Genomic DNA, 18182 nt, shown 5'->3' with positions numbered 1-18182 from the left:
CAGCAGGCGCGTCGTCCGGCGGTTTCGTTTTTCTCGCGAGGTTCGATGCCGTGTTGCAACATCCACGACCGGCGTGGGCGGATGCGCGCCCGTTCGGCGAATTCTGAACATGTATCAAACATGCGCTTGAAACGCATGCTGCACGAGCACATCGATTTCCTCAGACACGCGATATCGTTTGCGTGTTGTGCGGCGTATGCTTTCTTATCGCAAGCGAAGTGCCGCGATTGAATCGGGCCGCGCAGCAATTGCCCGAGCGATGCGTGATTCAAGCGGCGGCTCATTCGCGCGGTTTTTCTGACCGAGTGCCTTTAAACGCGCCTGTCCCATACCCGGCAGGCGCTTTTTTTGTTCTTCGAGGCCGTAATCGATGCCCGTGTGTCGCAGCGCAGCGAGAGACCCAAGCGGCTCGAACGTGCCGTGCAAACAGCGCCTCTGCTCTGCGAAAATCCCCCGACGTACGGCGACGATGTACTCGAAGCGCGCGCGGTCATCGGCCGTCGCGACGTGATACTCGATTCGCGTGACACGCTTCGACGTGTCGAGCGTGTCTCCTCCTGTTCCTTGCCCTAACCCACCGGACCCGACCGTGCCCCACTCGCTCCTGCGCAGAAAACTACTGATCGGATTACCGCTGCTCGCCGGCACGTGCATGGCTCCCGCGCTGCGCGCAGCCGAAGAATCGCCGCTTGCCGAAATCGAGCGCAGAAGCGGCGGCCGCCTCGGCGTGTTCGCGATCGATACCGGCTCGGGACGCACGCTCGGCCATCGCGCCGACGAACGTTTCCTGATGTGCAGCACGTTCAAGGGACTGCTCGCCGCGCAGATCCTGGCACGCGTCGACAGCGGCTCGGAGCGGCTAGATCGCCTCGTCCACTACACGGAAAAGGACCTGATTTTCACGTCGCCGGTGACGAAGGCCAACGTCGCTCAGGGTGCGATGTCGATCGAGGCGCTCTGCCGCGCGGTTTTGGTGGAGAGCGACAACACGGCCGCGATCCTGCTGATGCGCAGCGCCGGCGGCCCTGCGGCGCTGGCGCGCTTCGTTCGCGGCCTCGGCGATACCGTGACGCGCTCCGACCGCTACGAGCCCGACTCGAACCGCTATCACGGCGTGCTCGACACCACCACGCCGAAGGCCATCGCCGCCACGGCGCAGCGCCTGCTGCTCGGCGACGTGCTCAGCGCCGGCTCGCGCGCGCGACTGGAGCGCGGCATGACCGACTGCAAGCCGGGGCTCAACCGGATTCGCGCCGCGTTGCCCGCCGGTTGGCTAGCCGCCGACCGGCCCGGCACCAGCGTCGACCGCGAGACGAACGACTACGCGCTAGTCCGTCCGCCCGGGCGCGCGCCGTTGCTCGTCGCCGTCTACTACGATGCGCCGGGCGTCAGCATGGACGCGCGCGAGGCCGCGTTGCGCGAGGCCGGCTCGGCATTCGTGCAGTGGGCGACGAACGCGGGATGAACGGCGCCGACATGCGAAACCGGAAGATCGATTTCCTGCGGGGCTTTTCGATCCTGCTCGTGCTGTTTCACCATTTCAATATCGCTTACCGGCTCGACGACACTGCGCTGTCGCACGTATTCGGCTGGAATGCGGTGCGTGCCGTTGCGCGAAACGGCAACTACGGCGTCACGATGTTCTTCGTGATCTCCGGCTATCTGATCACGACGAACGCGATGCGGCGCTGGTCCGAACTCGGCCACGTCGATCTCGGAACGTTCTATGCGCTGCGCATCGCCCGCATCGTCCCCTGCCTGTTGCTGTTGTTGGCCATCGTCAACGCGCTGGCGCTGGCCGGCATCGCGATCTTTCAGAATCATTCGCCGGCCGGCACGCCGGTTTCGTTCTGGCTGGTGAATCTCGCGTCGTTGACGTTCTGGATGAACGTGCTGGTCGGCTCTCACGGCTGGACCAACTATGCGCTCGGCGTGTTGTGGTCGCTTTCCGTCGAGGAAGTGTTTTATCTGTCGTTTCCGCTGCTGTGCGTCGCGCTTCGCCGGGAGGCGCGGCTCGTGGCGTTCTGGCTGGCGTGCATCGTCGCCGGCCCCGCCTATCGTTTCTTCCACCAAGGCGACGAGGGCGGCTATCTCTATGCGTATCTCGCCTGCTTCGATGCCATCGCCATCGGTTGCTGCGCGGCCCTGCTCGCACGCAAAGTCAAATGGCACGGCCGCGCGCAGACCATGTTCACGGGGTTGACGGCCGCGGGCATGGCGCTCGTCTACCTGTCCTGGCCGATCGGGCAAAGCAACGTGCTCGGCGTGACCGCCATTGCCTTCGGCACGGCGGTTCTGTTGCTGTCCGCGAATTGCGCAGCCGGCACGTCGCTGCGGCCCGCGCGCGTGTCCGCGCTCATCGAAGCGCTCGGCAAGCTCAGCTACGAGCTCTATCTGTTCCACCTTATCGTGCTCGGCTTGCTGAGAACCATTTATCCGCCGTCGCACGTCACGGGCGACGAGAAATTGGCGCTTCTCGTCGGCTATCTGCTCCTTTCCGTCGGCCTGGGCGCCGCCATCGCGCGCAGTTACGCCGAGCCGTCGAACCGCGTCGTCCGGAAGTGGCTGACGCCGAGACGTGCCAATCGGCAAGCGAACGCTCCGCGCCGAATCGGCGCGACGTCGAACCTCCCCGATCTGGATTCGCGCGAGCGGCTCGAATGAGCCGCCGCGGCGTCCGCAAGTTCGCCGGGCTTCCGCGCGCCGCTCGGCATCGTGTACCGCGCCTGCGTTAGATAGAAAAAATATCTCCAAATCATCGGAATCAAAAAAGATAGGGAAATTGGCTTCTCCTTGCCGGACGATATGATTCCCCAATCGCACGCACTACCCGATATGTGGGAAGCAGTCGCGCGCAGCAAGCGAGCCGTCGTCGACCGGCTCGCGCGGTGCCCGCTCTGAACGGAAAGGACACGCATGGCCCTCGACGCAAGACAACCTTCGATGCAAGCCCGTCTCAGTCATGGCGGACGGTATCCCGGCCGTTTGCCAGGCACGCTCGGCCTACCCTCGGCGAACCTCACCCGCCCGTTTTCTTCAACGACGCCTATTCATGCAAACGCACCGGACCATTCCGGACGGGGAATCTGCCATGCCTGACGCGAGCCTCGACCCAAGCCGCCTGCCTCCATCGCTGTGGGCGGCCACCGCCGCGCCCGCCGCTGCAACTGCGCCGCTGCCGAGCGGCACGTACTTCGCGGACCTGCTCGTCATAGGCGCCGGCTTCACGGGCCTGAGCGCCGCACTGCATGCGGCCGAGCGCGGCGCCCGGGTGGTCGTGCTGGAGGCAGCGGAGATCGGCTGGGGCGCGTCGGGCCGCAACAACGGACAGGTGATCCCGGCCATGACGCGCGCGGATCCTGACGCGATCGTTGCCGAGTACGGTGCGGACAAGGGCGAAACGCTCGTCTCGCTGATCGGCGAATCTGCGAACACCGTGTTCGAGCTCGCACGCCGGCACCGGATCGACTGCGCGGCCGTGCAGGCTGGATGGATGCAGCCCGCACATCGCGCGAGCCGCCTGGCGCTTGCGCGCTCGCGCGTCGAGCAATGGCGGCGGCGCGGCGTCGAAGTGGAGTTGCTGGATCGCGATCGCACCGCCGAATTGACCGGCTCGTCGTTCTGGCACGGCGGCTGGCAGAACCCCACCGGCGGGCACGTGAATCCGCTTGCGTTCGTCCGCGGACTCGCGCGCGCCGCGCAGGACGCGGGCGCATGCATCCATACGCACACGCCCGTGTCGTCGCTGACGCGACAGGGCACGCACTGGGTGGCCGCGCACGGCGACGCGGCGGTGCACGCCAGCCGGGTCGTGATTGCCACGCACAGTTACAGCGGCCACTCCACGCGCGCGCCGTGGCCCGGCATTGCGAAGGCGCTGCTGCCGATGCGCTCGTATCAGATGGCCACCCAGCCGCTACCGGCCGATCTGCGCGCCTCGATCCTGCCGCTCGATCACGCCATGTCCGATACGCAGTCGGATCTCCACTTCGCCCGCTTCGATCGCGACGGGCGACTCGTGACCGGCGGCGCGCTCGTCGTGCCGATGGGTTATGAGCGCCGGCTGCCGCAGCGCATCGGTGCGCGCGTGCAGCGGATGTTTCCGCAGCTGAACGACGTGCCGCTTCGTTTCGAATATCTGTGGCATGGCGACTTCGCCGTCACGCCGGACCGGATGCCTCGCTTCGTGAAACTGGATGACGGTCTGTACACGTGGTTCGGCTGCAATGGTCGCGGCGTCGCATTGTCGACCGCGGTCGGCCCCGAGCTTGCGGAAGTGGCGCTGACGGGCGACGAGCGCGCGTCGCGGCTGCCGTTTTCCACGTTGCGGACGATCGCCGCCCATGCGCTCGTCAGGCGTGTGGCGATCGGCGCGATGCTCTATTACCGCTGGAAAGATCACCGAGATTAGGAACCTGCCATGACACAGCATCTTTCGGGAATCGACCATTTCGTCATCGCGGTGCGCGACCTCGATGCCGCGCGCGACGACTTTGCGCGGATGGGATTCGCACTCACGCCGCGCGGTTATCACACCATGGGCTCCGAGAATCATTGCGCGATGTTCGACGGCTGCTACCTCGAACTGCTGACGGTTCGCCGGCCGCATCCCGTCACGGCATTCTTCTCCGACTTTCTCGAACACGGTGACGGAGCGGCTGCGATGGTGGTCGCGACCGACAGCGCGGACGCGCTGTATCGCGACTGGCACGCGGCGGGCGTACCGGCCGAGCCGCCGGTGGCGTTTTCGCGGCCCGTCGCGACGCGCAACGGCACCGGCGATGCGAGCTTCCGCATCACGCAGGTCGACGTCGCCTATACGCCGGGCGGCCGCGTGTTCGCTTGCGAACATCTGACGCCGGAACTCGTCTACCCGCCCGGTGGCGCGCTGCATCCGAACGGCGTAACGAGCCTTGCGGGGATAACGATTGCCGTCGACGCTGCCGCGCTCGAGATGACCGTCGATCGCTACGAACGCGTGCTCGCAGCGAGCGCGACGCGCCTGGACGATGCAAGCTATCTGATCCGCTGCGGGAAGGTCGAGGTTCGTATCGACGGCGCAGCGCGCGCAGAGGCGCTGCGCACCGGACCGCACTTCACGGAGCTCGCGTTCACGGTGCAGTCGCTCGATCGGCTTGCCGATGTGCTGGGCGGTGCCGGCGTCGAGATGCGGCGAAGCGAACGCGGTGTGGTGGTCGAGGGAGCGGTTTCGCACGGGGCGATGCTGCGCTTCGTCGAATGCGCGAGCGTGGGGCGGTTTTGAATGAGGCGGAGCGCGGGTGGGCCCGCGCCGGGCGTACAACCGGCGCGCAGCACTCGCGCGACGGCAATCAGTCCGCGTTTTCCGACACGGATGGCGACGGGAGCCCGGCCAGGATGCCGTCAGATATCGCACGTTGGAAGCGCTCGACCAGGAAGTCCAGTAGCACTCTCACCCGCGGCGTCATATAGCGATTCCGGTTCAACACGGCATAAATGCCGGGTTCGCTTTCGATCCAGTCCGGCAGAACGACCTGGAGTTTGCCGGCGCGAATATCCGCTGCGGCGTCCCAGATCGTTTTTCGAGCGATGCCATATCCGGCCAGTGTCCACGCGCGAGCCAACGCGCCGTCATTGGTTTCCCACGCATTTTCCATTGCCACGGTGTGATTGCAACGCTTGCCTTCCGACACCAGGCGAAACTCGTTCAGTGGCCCTGCAGCCGTAACCAGAACGACGAACTCATGCGCAACCAGATCGGCCGGAACGAGCGGCGTGCCGCATTTGGCCAGATAGTCGGGGGGACGCACATAGCACTCGCCAGTTCGGTGCAAGCCGGCGTGCAATCAGTGAGGGGGTGTTCGGCCGGCCAAATCGGATCGCGAGATCGACCTCGTCTTGCAGCAAATCCGATACCGAGTCGGTAAGGTCGAGTGCGGTTTTGAGCTCGGGCTGCGTGCGGACGAAGGCTTCCAGCCAGGAGTTCAGCAGATGGCGACCGAAATCGGCCGATGCCGATATCCGGACTTTGCCCCGCGCTATGCCCCGGCTCGCAGTGAGAGCAGCCTCGCCATCCTCGATGGCCCTCAATGCAATGCTGCAGTGATGGTGATATAGCCGCCCCTCTTCGGTCAGGCGTAGTTGCCTCGTATTGCGGTCGAATAGCCGCGTCGATAGTGCCGCTTCCAATTTGGCGAGCCGTGCGCTCGCTGCTGCCGGGGAAAATCCCAGCTTCCGGCCGGCGGCCGACAAATTGCCCAGTGCCGCCGCCTCCACGAACAAACGCATATCACCCAGTCGATCAGTTGCCATTCTTCATCCAGATTTGAGATGTATTCAAACGGGCGGCCAATTATCAAATCCGTATTTACCAAGCAGACTGCCACTCCGCAAGCCCGGATGCAGGCAAGCGAGGAAACATGGAGAGAAAGATGGATGAAGATTGCGGTGTAGCGGCCATTGGTATTGGATGCGCGGCGACGGTAAATCGTCTCCCGATGGCAGCGTTGCTCGCGTTGACGATGGCCAGCTTCATCGCCACGGCAAACGAAGCCGTGCCGGCCGGCTTGCTTCCGGAGATTGCACGAGGGTTTCATGTGAGCGAAGCGTGGGCCGGGCAATTGGTGACGTGCTGCGCGCTCGGCTCCGGTGTAGCGGCCATCCCGCTGACCGCAGCCGTGCGCAGGTGGCAGCGCCGGCATGTCCTGCTACTGGTGCTCGGCGTCTTTGCGGCTTGCAATGCGATCACCGCAGTGTCGTCGAACTACATGCTGACGCTGGCGACGCGCTTTGCCGTGGGACTCGCCACCGGGCTCGCGTGGAGCCTTTTGGCGTCTTACGCGCGGCGCATGGTTCCCCCGGCGATGCAGGGACGCGCGCTCGCGGTGGCGATGATCGGCATCCCTTTGGCGTTGTCGGTCGGTGTGCCGTTAAGCGTGTGGCTCGGCAGTATGGTCGGCTGGCGCAGCATCTTCGGCATCATGTCCGGAATGTCGCTCGCGCTGATGGCCCTGGTGTGCTGGAAGGTTCCCGACTATCCCGGCGAGATGGCGGGCCAGCGTCTGCCGATGCGGCGAGTTCTCGCTATCCCGGGCGTGCGGTCCGTGCTGTTCGTGGTCAGCGCGTGGATTCTTCCGCACTACATTCTCTACACCTACATTGCGCCGTTCCTCGCATCCGTCGGACTCACCCGCGACATGGATTCGGTGCTGTTGCTGTTTGGTATCTCCGCCATGCTCGGGATTTGGGTAATCGGTGCTCTCGTTGACGGATCGCTGCGTCTGCTGGTGCTGGCTGGACTGGCGGCCTTCGCGATGGTTTCGCTGATATTCGGGCTGGGCGTCACGTCACCCGCGGTTATCTGGGTCGGCGTGGTGATATGGGGCTTCAGTTTCGGCGGTGCGCCGACACTTCTTCAAACTGCCCTGGCCGATGCAGCCAGCGATGGCGCCGACGTTGCGCAATCCGCGCTGGTGACGGTGTTCAATCTCTCGTTTGCTGGCAGTGGGATCATCGGTGGCGTATTACTTGAAACGACCGGTGTCGTTGCATTTCCGTGGGTGGTCTCGTCGCTGCTTGCGATTGGGCTGTTCACGGCATGGCGAGCGAAGACCCACGGCTTTCCGTCCGGGAAGCGCCGGTGAACGGACCGGGCGCCTCGTCAATGGCAACAGATTGAATGCGTTGATGTGCGCGACCGCTTGATTACGGCGGGCATCCCGATATGCGCGCTTTCGGCACCAGGCGGCGTAGCAAGTCCTCGTTCACATCGAATAGTCGAACGCCCGGGTCGGGCACCTACCGAGCCGGGCACTCATTCGGTTGAAATATACAGCCTTGCTGTATATTATTCGTTCCCCCCCTTCGGCCGGGGCGAACGAATTTCCGAACAATTGAGGACAAGCATGAACAGCAACGATCCCAAAGCTGTCGTCGAGCGGTTCAACTACGAAGTGATCCGCGATGGCAATCGAGCCTGCTTCGAAGCGCTAATGGCGCCCGACTTCGTCAACTGGTCCGCGCCGAATGAGGCGAGCCGAGGTGCCGAAGCGATGTGGGCAACGTTTGCGTCCGTGCTTCGGCCGGCCATTGCCGACATGGAGATCCACATTCACGAACAACTATGCGACGGTGACAAAGTCACGACGCGGAAGTCGATCACCGGCAAACATGTCGGGCCACTGCTGGGCGTCGACGCGACTGGCGACGACATTTCGATCGACGTCATCGATATCGTCCGCATTCGGGACGGGCAATATGTCGAGCATTGGGGCGTCAATACGCTTGCCGCCGTCGTTGCGCGACTTCGCGAACGCGCGGTGCGGCCAAAATGAGTCGGATCTCCAGAAACGCCCCTAGCGACCGCGCCGCCGAAGCTGCGGTGTTGGGCGAAGCGATTCGCGATGTCGTCAGCCGTCTGGTCAAGGTCGTTCGCGAGCAAAGCGGTACGCAATCGAACGCGCAGAACGAGACGCTTGCGCTACTCGAACGCTGCGGCCCGGTGAGTATCGCGACACTCGCCGTGCGCAGAGCCGTGACCCATCAGACCATGCGGCTGATCGTGCAGAAACTGGTCGAACAAGGGCTGGTGACCTTGACGGTAGACAATGAAGATCGCCGCGCCTGGGTCGTGGATCTGACCGATACGGGGCGTGCACAGACTGCGCAGGCGCGAGATGCACGTTCGCAATGGCTTACCGAGCAACTGCTGACGAAGACGAGCCGCGAAGAACGCGCGGTGTTGGAGGCCGCGGTTCGAACGCTCAACAAGCTGATCGACTGAATCGGGCTCGCTCCATCCCTGTTGCGGATGATGACCACGGGGCTGGGTGAAGTGCAAAGGGAGACGGCAGCAGTTTGCTGATCCAGACCCCGCATAGCAACTCTGCGGTGGACGATACTTGCACCGCCGTCCGAAATCCGCCGAGGCACGGGCCGGTGCAGACCCCGTGGCGCTTGGCGGACGAAAATCTTCGAAGATGGCATCCCGGATTCCCGCACCACGCAAACCGAGCGTTCTGATGCTCGGCGTCCGTACACGTAAACGTATGCCGCAGCAATACAGCAGCCTGTAAAGGAGCTGCACGACCTGACGGTAGGAACAATCCAGCGGCGAGCATCAAGATGTAAGAATTTAGGCGTAGTCTTGCCAACCTGGATCGTTTTCAGGATAGCTAGTTCCATGCCGGACAGAGCACATGACCGTTTTCACGACAACCGGAACGATCTTTTGACCGACGCTAGTCCCATCAGGAGCGTGTTCGACACCTCCACACGTCAAAATTTTTCGGCTGCTCTGATCGACCACTGCCTGAGTCGATCATTCTCCCACCCGGTCTGCTGCTCATGACCGGACTGGCCGCATTCGAAGGTACGATGCGGGCAGCCCATCTGCTGCTCGTTGCGCTGCTGGGTATCTCAGCTTCGGCGGCCGTAGGCGGCATCATTTATACGTTGCTGGCAAGCGTATTGATGTCGCGCTTTTTTGCGCGCCCGACTTCAGTTCCCTCCAGCTATCCGCCTGTCACGGTCGTCAAGCCGCTACACGGTAACGAGTGGAACCTGCTCGATAACCTGTCGAGCTTCTTTCAGCAGGATTATCCGGGCGACGTGCAATATCTGTTCGGCGTGCACGATGCGGCTGACCCTGCGTTGGAGGCGGTCGAGATGCTGCGCACGCTCTACCCCGAGGCGTACATCACGGTGGTAGCGGATGCCCGCCTGTACGGGCCGAACAGGAAGATCGCCAACATCGTGAACATGCTGACGCAGGCGGCCCATGATGTGATGATCTTTGCGGACAGCGACGTCAGTGTGAGCCCAGAGTATTTGCGCAGCGTCGTAGGCGAATTGCAAAAGCCGGGCGTGGGCCTCGTGAGCTGTATCTATCGTGGAAAGTCCGCGCCGGGGTTCTGGCCACGCCTGGCTGTCAATGCGATCAACTATCAGTTCGTTCCGGGCGTGGTGACCGGCCTGACACTGGGGCTGGCCAAACCCTGCATGGGACCGACCATCGCAATGCGCCGCGCGACGGTGGACAAGATCGGCGGTTTCGAACAGTTTGCGCATCACCTCGCCGAGGACCACGCGATCGGTCAGGCCGTGCGCAAGGCCGGCGAGCGCGTCGTGATTCCACCGTTCTTCATTTCCCACGCCTGTGCTGAAACGAGCGCCGCAAGCCTGATCTCGCACGAATTACGCTGGAGCCGCACGATCCGCTCCATCGATCCGGCGGGCCACCTGGGCTCGGCGCTGATGCATCCGTTTGCGTTCGCCACGCTGACCATCGTACTGTCGGGCGCCGCAAGCTGGTCGTGGTCGCTCGCCGCGATCGCCCTGCTGGCCCGCCTTTGGCTGAAGCTCCGCGCGGACCGGGCCTTGTGCCATCCCCATCGAGAGCTGTGGCTGCTGCCGATATGGGATATTGCGTTGTTCCTGATCTTCCTCGCGAGCTACAGTTCGACCCTGGTCACCTGGCGCGGCTTCACTTTTCACGTGGACCGGAACGGCATGCTACATTCAAAACGCTGAAAGCTGGTACGAGCGCGGCCGCCGGCCGTGCCATGCAGCGTCGTGTCGTCGCACATCGCACTCAGGGTGACGCCGCTGCTGCCGGAACGATCCTTACATCCGCATGCTTATTCATATTCTTCCGCTTACGTCGGCGCAGCGCACCTCGCGAACGCCAAGCCACGTTGCCCCGCGGCGAGTTCCGGGGCGGCTCCTTTGAGCAGGCCTTTCAACCGTAATACGGCGACGATGCTCGCTGTGCTTGGCGTTGGACTCGCCGTGGGGGCACCTTTCGTAGTGGGCTCCCACCAGTCGCTTGCCTGGCTGCGGACCGTCTCGATGCAGATGTTCCTGGTGTTGGCGGCGAGCGCCGCTGCGAGCGCGCTGGGCAAGGCTGGCAAACAGTACCTGATACAAACGGCACTGGGCTTGCGTCTTCCTTTCGGACGCACATATGGCATCGCCCTCGTGACCGACTCTGCCTTTCTCGTCTCGCCCCTGGGTGCAGCAGGATATGGCGTCAATATCGGGCTGCTGCAGCGCGCTGGAGCCTCGTGGGCGACGGCCACGACGATCGTCGGCGCCGACCAGGCGCTCGACCTGGCTTTCCTGGCGGTGGCGGTTCCGATCGCGATTGCGTTCGCTGTCGGTCCGCTGGCTCAGGTCGTGCCGAGGCCAAACGTGTCTATGGTCGTCGGAATGCTGGCAGGTGTCGCGATTCTTGTAGCGACGCTATGGGCGTGCCGCGGGAAAGTCGCGAGCGCGGTGAATGCTGCATGTGGCCGCATTCAGTGGCTCGGGAGCCAGCGAGCCCGGTGGGACGCGTTCCGCCAGAGTGTGCGCCGGCAAGCGGGGCTGCTCATGATGGGGCCTCGCCACCGGTTTGCCGGCTTGCTCGTCTTCACTACGCTGCAATGGCTGCCTCGCTATGGCGTCCTTTGGTTCGTGCTGCTCGAACTCGGCTACCGGTTGCCGTTCGGATTCGTCGTGGCGGTGCAGGCCGTGGTTCTGCATGCGGCGCTTTGGACCGGGATACCGGCCGGCGGTGCCGCCGGCGACTTGGCGCTTGCGGCAGCATTTGCAAACTGGATTCCGCAAGATGCCATGGCGCCGGCCCTGGTCCTTTGGCGCTTCGCGACGCTTTATTTTCCGCTGATCCTCGGTGCTGCGGCCTTCTTTGCTTTTGCCTGGCGGCGGGGTTCGGTAAGGCCGACGACGGAGTAAGGACTTCGGAAATCATTGAGGCATGCTGCCGCGCGTCTTTCCGATCCGGACCGAAAACGCTGCGCGATCAGCATGATCGGGCGATTGCGAATGTTGAAGCGCGCGGCAGCTTGCCGATTAGATGCGCCTTCGTGCTTCATCTGCTCCCGTACCGACTGCTTGGACGGTGCGCTGTAGTGCTCATGCGTACGCTTGCTGCTCCATGTACTTCGCCATGGAAAACACCCCAAAGGTCGGATCGGAGCCAACTTCTGGGGTGCAGTGTGCGGGCTTAGCGCACGTCAGCGAAGACGTGCGAAGGACGCGTCCAGGCCGCGAGAAACCTCATGCCGAGGAACGCGGTTGCTGAAACGAATCGCGCGCTCAGGCCTTGACGTTGATGATCGTCCCGACTTGCTGGCCGCTGCTGTTCACGCTCGGCGCCGGCTGCGCAGCTGCTGCCTGGACCGCCTTTGCGCCCGCATCGTCGCCGTCACCGTCGACATCGGGACCGACTTCGCGGGCTTCCGACGACGTCATGCCGCGTTGTGCCGTTTGCGCAGTCTGAATCGGGAGTTGGAGTTGTTGGTTACCGCCAACAGAAGAAACGCTCATGTACATCTCCTAGAGGTTGCGAGCATACGTATGCTGCTCACCTCGGTTAACGGTCGTCGAGCGCGAAGGGAATAGGCGGATATATGGAACGCAGTATTGTGCTGGGCAGATAGCGCGCGAAATATTGATGCAATAAAGCCCGCACTCTGCGGGCGACGAGAACTGGCCGATTGCGGTCGCGGTCTCGAAACGTAATCTTGCGCCAACCGTTGGCCGAGGCTCCGGCATGGCCCGCATGACCTTCGGTTCCGGGAATGCGAATTCATCCCGTCGATGCAGCGAATGGATAAGACCGCTGCGCCGGCGTATCGAAGGCGCCACCATCCTCTGCGGGCATTGGCCACCACACCGCGCGTTCCATGAGCCGCGCCTATTTACACCCTCGTCGCACGCGGCCCCCTCCGGACCCTATCCGCTAACGCGGAATCGAATCGAGCAACTTGCTGAACGGATCGACCTGCGCCATCAGACCTTCGTCGAGCCCATCGATCGCACGTCGGAGATCGCTGTCCAGCGCATCGATCGACGAATAGCTGTACGGGTCGCCAGACTGTTTCCAGTTGACGTGTTGTCGGAGAATCGCATCGTATGTGTCGCTCTGGAACATGACGATGTCGCCGATCACCCGGCGTGTGAAACCGTGAAAACCGCCGGGCGTGACATAACCGGTGCCGACGCGCAGGAACAAGACCGCATCGCTACCCTGATAGGGCGAGCCGCTTGCCTGCCACATGCGGTGTGCGTCCGGTTTGAGCGTCGGCAAGCCCGGCGCCGATGCATCGACCTCCTGCACCGTGAAGCCATGATTTCGCAGGACCGTTTCGATACTGTCGGTGAAGCGCCGGTTAAGCCCCGTATCGCCGAATCTGGCGGTGACGAGATCATTGAGGGATGTCGGCGAATCGTTGTCGTGCTTGCCGAGCCCGACGCCGACGGCCCCCGCGACAGCCCCCGTGGCGAGCGCGCCCACTACGCCGACACCTGGAATCGGAACCGGAATGTGAATCGGGCCGGACGGCCCCACCGTGATGTACACGGCCTTGCCTGGATAGACGACCGTCACAGTCTTGACCGCACTCACTTTTTCAGCATTGACTTCGGAGGTCGTATCGCGCGCATGGCCCGCGATCGAAATCAACAGCATCAAAGCGGCGAAACCGGTTTTTTTCAGCAACATGTCCGTCTAATCTCCACGCGTATTCATCGGCCAAACATCTACTGGACCCACGCGTTAACGGATTCGCGACACAAAGCTTGAGCAACAGACGGACAAGCGCAAGTGCGCTACGGCAATTACCGGCCCCCACATTTCTGCAATTGCTGCCACTCCCTACCGCCGCACCTCCACATACCGACTCGGCGTCTCGCCCAGAATCCGCTTAAACGCGGACGTAAACGCGCTCGCGCTCGCATATCCGAGGTCTAACGCGACACGCGTGACCGGCTGTCCGTCGCTCAGCCGCGCGATCGCCGCGAGCATGCACACCTGCTGACGCCACGCCGCGAAGCTCACGCCGGTCTGCGCGCGGAACAGTCGCGTGAAGGTGCGCCGGCTCACGCCCGCATCGGTCGCCACCTGGTCGAGATCGGCAGAGATCGACGGCGACTCCAACAAATGCCGGCAGATCTTCGCGAGCCGCGCGTCGGCCGGCAGCGGCGCGTGCAGCGACAGCTGCGGCATCGTCGCGATTTCCGCGACGAGCAGCGCCATCAGCTTGCCCGGCCGGCCCTCGACGTCGTACATCGGCGGCAGATCGATCGCGTCGTCGAGCAGTTGCCGCAACAGCGACGACACGCCGTACACGCCGCACCGGTCCGGCAAGCCGACGGACTGCGCCGCATCGGGCGACACGAACGCGTTCAGCATCGTGACCGGCCCGGTCATCGTCATCTCGTGCCGCACGCCGGCCGGTACCCAGCACCCGCGCTGCGGCGGCACCAGCCAGCGCCCGTGCGGCGTGGACACGCTGATCGTGCCGCGCGACGCGAACGCGAACTGCCCGCGCGCATGCGCGTGCTCGCGGAAAGTCGTGCCCGCCGCGTAGTCGTTGGCAGTGACCACCACGCTCCGCGGGATATGTTCGTAAGGGTCCAGCAGCGTATTTCTCACGGCCCGAATTCCATCGTCAATGACCCGATATCGAAGGCGGGTCACCTTCGATCGATCTACGATCCGCTCCACGCCTGCGCGACCGCACGGCCGCGCAACCCGACGGCCGAACCGGCCGGATAGCGACTTCATCGGAGCGAACATGCCCAATACGTTTCATCGCGTGGGGGACGGCCCCCACCCTGTTCTCGTGCTGCACGGCTGGTTCGGCGACGCACATGCGTTCGAGCCCGTCGAACCGTGGCTGTCGCGCGAGCGCTTCACCTATGTCTTCATGGACTACCGCGGCTACGGCCGCATGCGCGACGCACACGGCGCGTATTCGATCGCCGAAATCGCCGCCGACACGCTCGCGCTCGCCGACACACTCGGCTGGCGCACCTTCAGCCTCGTCGGCCACTCGATGGGCGGCATGGCGATCGAGAAGGTTGCCGCCATCGCGCCCGAACGCGTACGCGCGCTGGTGCCGATCGCGCCGGTCCCGTGCGGCGGCCTGCCGTTCGACGCGGCGCGTCACGCGCTATTCGAACGCGCGGCCGACAGCATCGCCGCGCGCCGGACCATCATCGAGCGCAGCACCGGTAGCCGCCTGCCCGCCGCCTGGGTCGAGTGGAAAGCCGCGTATTCTGCATCCTGCTCGTCGCCGACGGCGTTCGGCGCGTACTTCCGCGCCTGGGCCGACACGGATTTCAGCGACGAAATTGCAGGCCGTCATCCGGTCAAGGTGCTGATCGGCGAACACGACCCGGCGTTCGACGCCGCGCTGATGGCGCGCACCTATCTGCGCCGCTACCCGCGCGCAAGCGTCGACGTGCTGCGCAATGCCGGCCATTACCCGATGAACGAAACGCCGCTCGCGCTCGTCGCCGCGATGGAACGCTTTCTCGACGATGCAGCGACCGCGCCCGCCTGATGCGCCGCCGCTGCGCGGCATCGGCTCGGCACGCATCACCGCAGCATGAACGACATGGCCGACAGGCTGTTCAGCGTGCGCACGACGTGCTCGACCGACGGCGCGTCGAAGCGCAGCGTCACCGCATCGACCCGCTCGAGCGACGGCAGCACGCAGAACAGATCGGCGAGCGCGGCGCTCTGCACGCGCACCGTACACGCGGCCGGGGCAGTCCGATGCGCATCCGCGTGCCAGCCGGACGCAAGCGCATGCTCGACGGTTTCGCGTGCCGCGACCGCAATGCGCCCGCACGCTGCGGCGGGCGTCAGCGTGTCGCCGCTCGATGCGCCGCCGGCCGTCTTGAGCACCTCGAAACGCGCGTCCGGAAACAGCGGCCGCGTTTCGTCGACGAACACGTCGTCGCCGGACGCCAGCGCGACGTGCGCGCCGTATTCGTGCGCGAGCGCGCCATACAGCCCCGCTTCGCCGAGCTCGACGCCGTTCACCCAGACCTGCGCGAACGCGAAGCTGTTGATCGTGTGCGCCAGCACGCCGCGCGTCTGCGATTTCGAGTGAAAGCCGATCATGAACACGAGATCGGGCCGCTGCTCGAGGCCCGCCATCATCCCCAGCGTGCGCGGCTTGCCGAGCACGACGCGCGCGCGTGCATCGAGCCCGTCCGGCAGCAGGTTGCGGTATCCGCCATGCGAATCGTTGACCCACACGGCCTGCGCGCCGCCGGCAAATGCGCCTTCGATCGCCGCATTCGCCTCGCCGGTCATCCAGCGGCGCGCGCGTTCGTATTCCGGATTGCCGGCGCGGGTCTGCTCGACGGCGAATACGCCGGCCACACCTTCGATATCGGTTGAAATCAGAATCTTCATGAGCGGGTAGGAAGTCCGTCGTCTTGGCCGCCGAACAGGCGGTCGAGGTCGTTCACCGCATCGCGCAGCGACTGCCGCACGTGGCCGTCGCGGCCGGTCACCGTCACGGCCTGCAGCACCGCGTCGACGATCGCGTGCTCGACGCTTTCGGCCGCGGCCATGAACAGCGGATCGAGTGCCGCGTCGGCGACGAGCGCCGGCAGCGACACGGTCGACGCATCGTGCGCGATCGTGTACGCAGTGGAAAACGCCAGCGCGAGGTCGCCGCTGCCGTGCCCGTAGACCGAGCCGGTCCGCGCGAGGCCTGCGCCCGCGCGACGGGCGAGCCGTGACAGCTGGCGCGCGTCGAGCGGCGCATCGGTCGCGAGCAGCACGATGATCGAGCCCTGCTCGGGCGCCGTCGCGTCGGTTGCCTGCGCGCGCGATACGCACGATACGGCGCGCCGCTGCGCGACGATGCGCCCGACCGGCACGCCGGCGAGCGTCAGCATCGGCAGCCGACCGAAGTTCGCGAGCACGAGCGCGCCGACCGTATAGGGCCTGCCGGCCGCGACCGTCACGCGCGACGCGGAGCCGATGCCGCCCTTCAGGTCGAAGCACGACATGCCGCGCCCCGCCCCCACCGCGCCGCGCGCGAAGTCGCGCGACGCGCTGAGGCACGCTGCGTCGTAATGCGCGGCCGTCACCGCGAACGCCTGGATGTCGTTCAGATAGCCGTCGTTGCATTCGAACACGAGCGGGTTGACGGTCGGCCAGTCGCGGCCGATCTGCGGGTTCTGCGCGATCGCCGCGCGAATCTGCGCGTTGGCGAGCGCGCCGACGCCGAACGTGTTGGTCAGCGCGATCGGCGTCTCGAGCGTGCCGAGCTCGTCGACCTGCACGAGCCCGACGCTCTTGCCGAAGCCGTTGATCACCGCAGCGCCCGCCGGCACCTTGCTGCGATACAGGTCGCCCGCATGCGGCTTCACGATGGTGACGCCCGTCTGCACGTCGCCGGCCGCGAGCGTCGCGTGGCCAACGGTCACGCCCGGCACGTCGGCAAGCGTGCCGCGCGGGCCGGCCGGCAGCGTCGCCGACCACATCGGTACGCCAGCCATCAGCGGCGCTCCAGCTTCGGGTCGAGTGCGTCGCGCAGCCCGTCGCCGAGCAGGTTGAACGCGAGCACGGTCAGGAAGATCGCGAGGCTCGGGAAGATCGCGACGTGCGGCGCGCTCACCATGTCGGCGCGCGCCTCGTTGAGCATCGCGCCCCACTCGGGCGTCGGCGGCTGCGCGCCGAGGCCCAGGAACGACAGGCTCGCGGCCGTGATGATCGACGTGCCGATCCGCATCGTGAAGTAGACGACCACCGACGACACGGTGCCCGGCAGGATGTGCCGCATGATGATGGTCCAGTCGGACGCACCGATGCTGCGCGCCGCTTCGACGTAGGTCATGTGCTTGAGCATCAGCGTGTTGCCGCGCACGAGCCGCGCGAACGCCGGGATGCTGAAGATCGCGACCGCGCAGATCACGTTGACCATCCCGTTGCCGAGGATCGCGACCACGCCGATCGCGAGCAGGATGCCCGGAAACGCGAACAGCACGTCGGCCACGCGCATCGTGATGCGGTCCCACCAGCCTTCGTAGTAGCCGGCGAGCAGCCCGAACAACGTGCCGACGAGCGCGCCGAGCGCGACCGAGAAGAACCCGGCCGCGAGCGAGATGCGCGTGCCGGCGACGATCCGGCTGAAGATGTCGCGGCCGAGCGAATCGACGCCGAACCAGTGCACGGCCGACGGCCCGGCGTTCAGCGCGTCGTAGTCGAAATAGTTCTCCGGATCGAACGGCACGATATGCGGGCCGACGAATGCGAGCACGACGAGCGCGAGCACGAAGCCGCCGGCCACCAGCGCGACGGTCTGCTTGCGGAACTTGCGCCAGAATTCGCGCCACGGCGTGCGGATCGCGGTCGATGCGGCCGTCGCCGCCGGCTGGACAGTCGCGTTCAT

The 18182-nt window shown here is 64.9% G+C and carries 17 protein-coding genes and 1 pseudogene; 10 read left to right on the top strand and 8 right to left on the bottom strand.

Translation table 11 applies throughout. The features are described 5' to 3' along the window. Positions 1-204: 204 nt before the first annotated feature. The gene (locus MBR110_RS17635) at positions 205-648 is read right to left on the bottom strand and encodes a hypothetical protein (protein WP_162471375.1); all 444 of its coding nucleotides are present in this window, start codon (positions 646-648) and stop codon (positions 205-207) included. A 4-nt stretch (positions 649-652) separates the two neighbouring features. On the opposite strand from MBR110_RS17635, the gene bla reads away from it, so the two are divergent. From bla to MBR110_RS17615, 4 genes are all read left to right on the top strand, one after another. Further along, the gene (gene bla, locus MBR110_RS17630) at positions 653-1465 is read left to right on the top strand and encodes a class A beta-lactamase (protein WP_060121955.1); all 813 of its coding nucleotides are present in this window, start codon (positions 653-655) and stop codon (positions 1463-1465) included. Next, positions 1462-2664, top strand: a complete 1203-nt coding sequence (locus MBR110_RS17625; protein ID WP_043292448.1) for an acyltransferase family protein — start codon at positions 1462-1464, stop codon at positions 2662-2664. Before bla ends, MBR110_RS17625 begins: the two co-directional genes overlap by 4 nt. Positions 2665-3091: 427 nt before the next feature. Next, complete coding sequence (locus MBR110_RS17620) at positions 3092-4411, top strand: NAD(P)/FAD-dependent oxidoreductase (protein ID WP_059462557.1); 1320 nt, start codon at positions 3092-3094, stop codon at positions 4409-4411. A gap of 9 nt (positions 4412-4420) precedes the next feature. Continuing rightward, entirely contained in the window at positions 4421-5263 is an 843-nt protein-coding gene (locus MBR110_RS17615; protein ID WP_014725041.1) for a VOC family protein, read from the top strand. Positions 5264-5330: 67 nt separating this feature from the next. Here MBR110_RS17615 and MBR110_RS17610 read toward each other — a convergent pair. Beyond that, a pseudogene (locus MBR110_RS17610) lies at positions 5331-6291 on the bottom strand (LysR substrate-binding domain-containing protein). A 119-nt stretch (positions 6292-6410) separates the two neighbouring features. On the opposite strand from MBR110_RS17610, the gene MBR110_RS17605 reads away from it, so the two are divergent. The 5 genes from MBR110_RS17605 to MBR110_RS17585 all read left to right on the top strand — a co-directional run bounded on the left by MBR110_RS17605 (position 6411) and on the right by MBR110_RS17585 (position 11712). Further along, entirely contained in the window at positions 6411-7622 is a 1212-nt protein-coding gene (locus MBR110_RS17605) for an MFS transporter (protein WP_034193881.1), read from the top strand. A gap of 261 nt (positions 7623-7883) precedes the next feature. Continuing rightward, complete coding sequence (locus MBR110_RS17600) at positions 7884-8312, top strand: ester cyclase (RefSeq protein WP_059735705.1); 429 nt, start codon at positions 7884-7886, stop codon at positions 8310-8312. Next, a complete protein-coding gene (locus MBR110_RS17595) occupies positions 8309-8761 on the top strand; it encodes a MarR family winged helix-turn-helix transcriptional regulator (RefSeq protein ID WP_059474280.1) in 453 nt (150 codons plus the stop codon). Before MBR110_RS17600 ends, MBR110_RS17595 begins: the two co-directional genes overlap by 4 nt. A gap of 593 nt (positions 8762-9354) precedes the next feature. Further along, positions 9355-10509 carry a bacteriohopanetetrol glucosamine biosynthesis glycosyltransferase HpnI gene (gene hpnI, locus MBR110_RS17590; RefSeq protein ID WP_059462555.1) on the top strand — a complete coding sequence of 385 codons (1155 nt, stop codon included), beginning with the start codon at positions 9355-9357 and terminating at the stop codon, positions 10507-10509. Positions 10510-10737: 228 nt separating this feature from the next. Continuing rightward, positions 10738-11712: a lysylphosphatidylglycerol synthase transmembrane domain-containing protein gene (locus tag MBR110_RS17585; protein WP_059559496.1), complete on the top strand. Its 975-nt coding sequence runs from the start codon at positions 10738-10740 to the stop codon at positions 11710-11712. Between the two features lie 363 nt (positions 11713-12075). Here the strand turns inward: MBR110_RS17585 and MBR110_RS17580 are convergent, their stop codons facing one another. From MBR110_RS17580 to MBR110_RS17570, 3 genes are all read right to left on the bottom strand, one after another. Then, positions 12076-12306, bottom strand: a complete 231-nt coding sequence (locus MBR110_RS17580; RefSeq protein WP_106919417.1) for a hypothetical protein — start codon at positions 12304-12306, stop codon at positions 12076-12078. Positions 12307-12721: 415 nt separating this feature from the next. Further along, positions 12722-13483, bottom strand: a complete 762-nt coding sequence (locus tag MBR110_RS17575) for a hypothetical protein (protein WP_059474279.1) — start codon at positions 13481-13483, stop codon at positions 12722-12724. Positions 13484-13636: 153 nt separating this feature from the next. Beyond that, positions 13637-14416, bottom strand: a complete 780-nt coding sequence (locus MBR110_RS17570; RefSeq protein WP_059461107.1) for an AraC family transcriptional regulator — start codon at positions 14414-14416, stop codon at positions 13637-13639. Between the two features lie 142 nt (positions 14417-14558). Here MBR110_RS17570 and MBR110_RS17565 point away from each other — a divergent pair, with 142 nt between their 5' ends. Then, a complete protein-coding gene (locus tag MBR110_RS17565) occupies positions 14559-15329 on the top strand; it encodes an alpha/beta fold hydrolase (RefSeq protein WP_059567765.1) in 771 nt (256 codons plus the stop codon). A gap of 35 nt (positions 15330-15364) precedes the next feature. On the opposite strand, the gene MBR110_RS17560 is transcribed toward MBR110_RS17565, so the two are convergent. The 3 genes from MBR110_RS17560 to gsiD are packed head-to-tail and all read right to left on the bottom strand — an operon-like array spanning position 15365 to position 18182. Continuing rightward, entirely contained in the window at positions 15365-16192 is an 828-nt protein-coding gene (locus MBR110_RS17560) for a M55 family metallopeptidase (RefSeq protein WP_059694390.1), read from the bottom strand. Then, positions 16189-17289 (bottom strand): DmpA family aminopeptidase, encoded by a 1101-nt coding sequence (locus MBR110_RS17555; RefSeq protein WP_059888403.1) that lies wholly within the window; start codon positions 17287-17289, stop codon positions 16189-16191. Before MBR110_RS17555 ends, MBR110_RS17560 begins: the two co-directional genes overlap by 4 nt. Beyond that, positions 17289-18182 carry a glutathione ABC transporter permease GsiD gene (gene gsiD, locus MBR110_RS17550; protein ID WP_011882008.1) on the bottom strand — a complete coding sequence of 298 codons (894 nt, stop codon included), beginning with the start codon at positions 18180-18182 and terminating at the stop codon, positions 17289-17291. The genes MBR110_RS17555 and gsiD overlap by 1 nt, the downstream gene beginning before the upstream one ends.

This window comes from Burkholderia sp. MBR-1 (assembly GCF_013822785.1).
GTDB classification, from domain to species: domain Bacteria; phylum Pseudomonadota; class Gammaproteobacteria; order Burkholderiales; family Burkholderiaceae; genus Burkholderia; species Burkholderia vietnamiensis.
Note: the sequence above shows the minus strand (reverse complement) of the source record. Positions and strands in the feature narration are given on the sequence as shown.

Bases quoted from the DNA above. Each gene is read 5' to 3' on its own strand.
- bla (WP_060121955.1), top strand. From the start codon at position 653: ATGGCTCCCGCGCTGCGCGCAGCCGAAGAATCGCCGCTTGCCGAAATC.
- MBR110_RS17625 (WP_043292448.1), top strand. From the start codon at position 1,462: ATGAACGGCGCCGACATGCGAAACCGGAAGATCGATTTCCTGCGGGGC.
- MBR110_RS17620 (WP_059462557.1), top strand. From the start codon at position 3,092: ATGCCTGACGCGAGCCTCGACCCAAGCCGCCTGCCTCCATCGCTGTGG.
- MBR110_RS17615 (WP_014725041.1), top strand. From the start codon at position 4,421: ATGACACAGCATCTTTCGGGAATCGACCATTTCGTCATCGCGGTGCGC.
- MBR110_RS17605 (WP_034193881.1), top strand. From the start codon at position 6,411: ATGGATGAAGATTGCGGTGTAGCGGCCATTGGTATTGGATGCGCGGCG.
- MBR110_RS17600 (WP_059735705.1), top strand. From the start codon at position 7,884: ATGAACAGCAACGATCCCAAAGCTGTCGTCGAGCGGTTCAACTACGAA.
- MBR110_RS17595 (WP_059474280.1), top strand. From the start codon at position 8,309: ATGAGTCGGATCTCCAGAAACGCCCCTAGCGACCGCGCCGCCGAAGCT.
- hpnI (WP_059462555.1), top strand. From the start codon at position 9,355: ATGCGGGCAGCCCATCTGCTGCTCGTTGCGCTGCTGGGTATCTCAGCT.
- MBR110_RS17585 (WP_059559496.1), top strand. From the start codon at position 10,738: ATGCTCGCTGTGCTTGGCGTTGGACTCGCCGTGGGGGCACCTTTCGTA.
- MBR110_RS17580 (WP_106919417.1), bottom strand. From the start codon at position 12,306: ATGAGCGTTTCTTCTGTTGGCGGTAACCAACAACTCCAACTCCCGATT.
- MBR110_RS17575 (WP_059474279.1), bottom strand. From the start codon at position 13,483: ATGTTGCTGAAAAAAACCGGTTTCGCCGCTTTGATGCTGTTGATTTCG.
- MBR110_RS17565 (WP_059567765.1), top strand. From the start codon at position 14,559: ATGCCCAATACGTTTCATCGCGTGGGGGACGGCCCCCACCCTGTTCTC.
- MBR110_RS17560 (WP_059694390.1), bottom strand. From the start codon at position 16,192: ATGAAGATTCTGATTTCAACCGATATCGAAGGTGTGGCCGGCGTATTC.
- MBR110_RS17555 (WP_059888403.1), bottom strand. From the start codon at position 17,289: ATGGCTGGCGTACCGATGTGGTCGGCGACGCTGCCGGCCGGCCCGCGC.
- gsiD (WP_011882008.1), bottom strand. From the start codon at position 18,182: ATGAACGCGACTGTCCAGCCGGCGGCGACGGCCGCATCGACCGCGATC.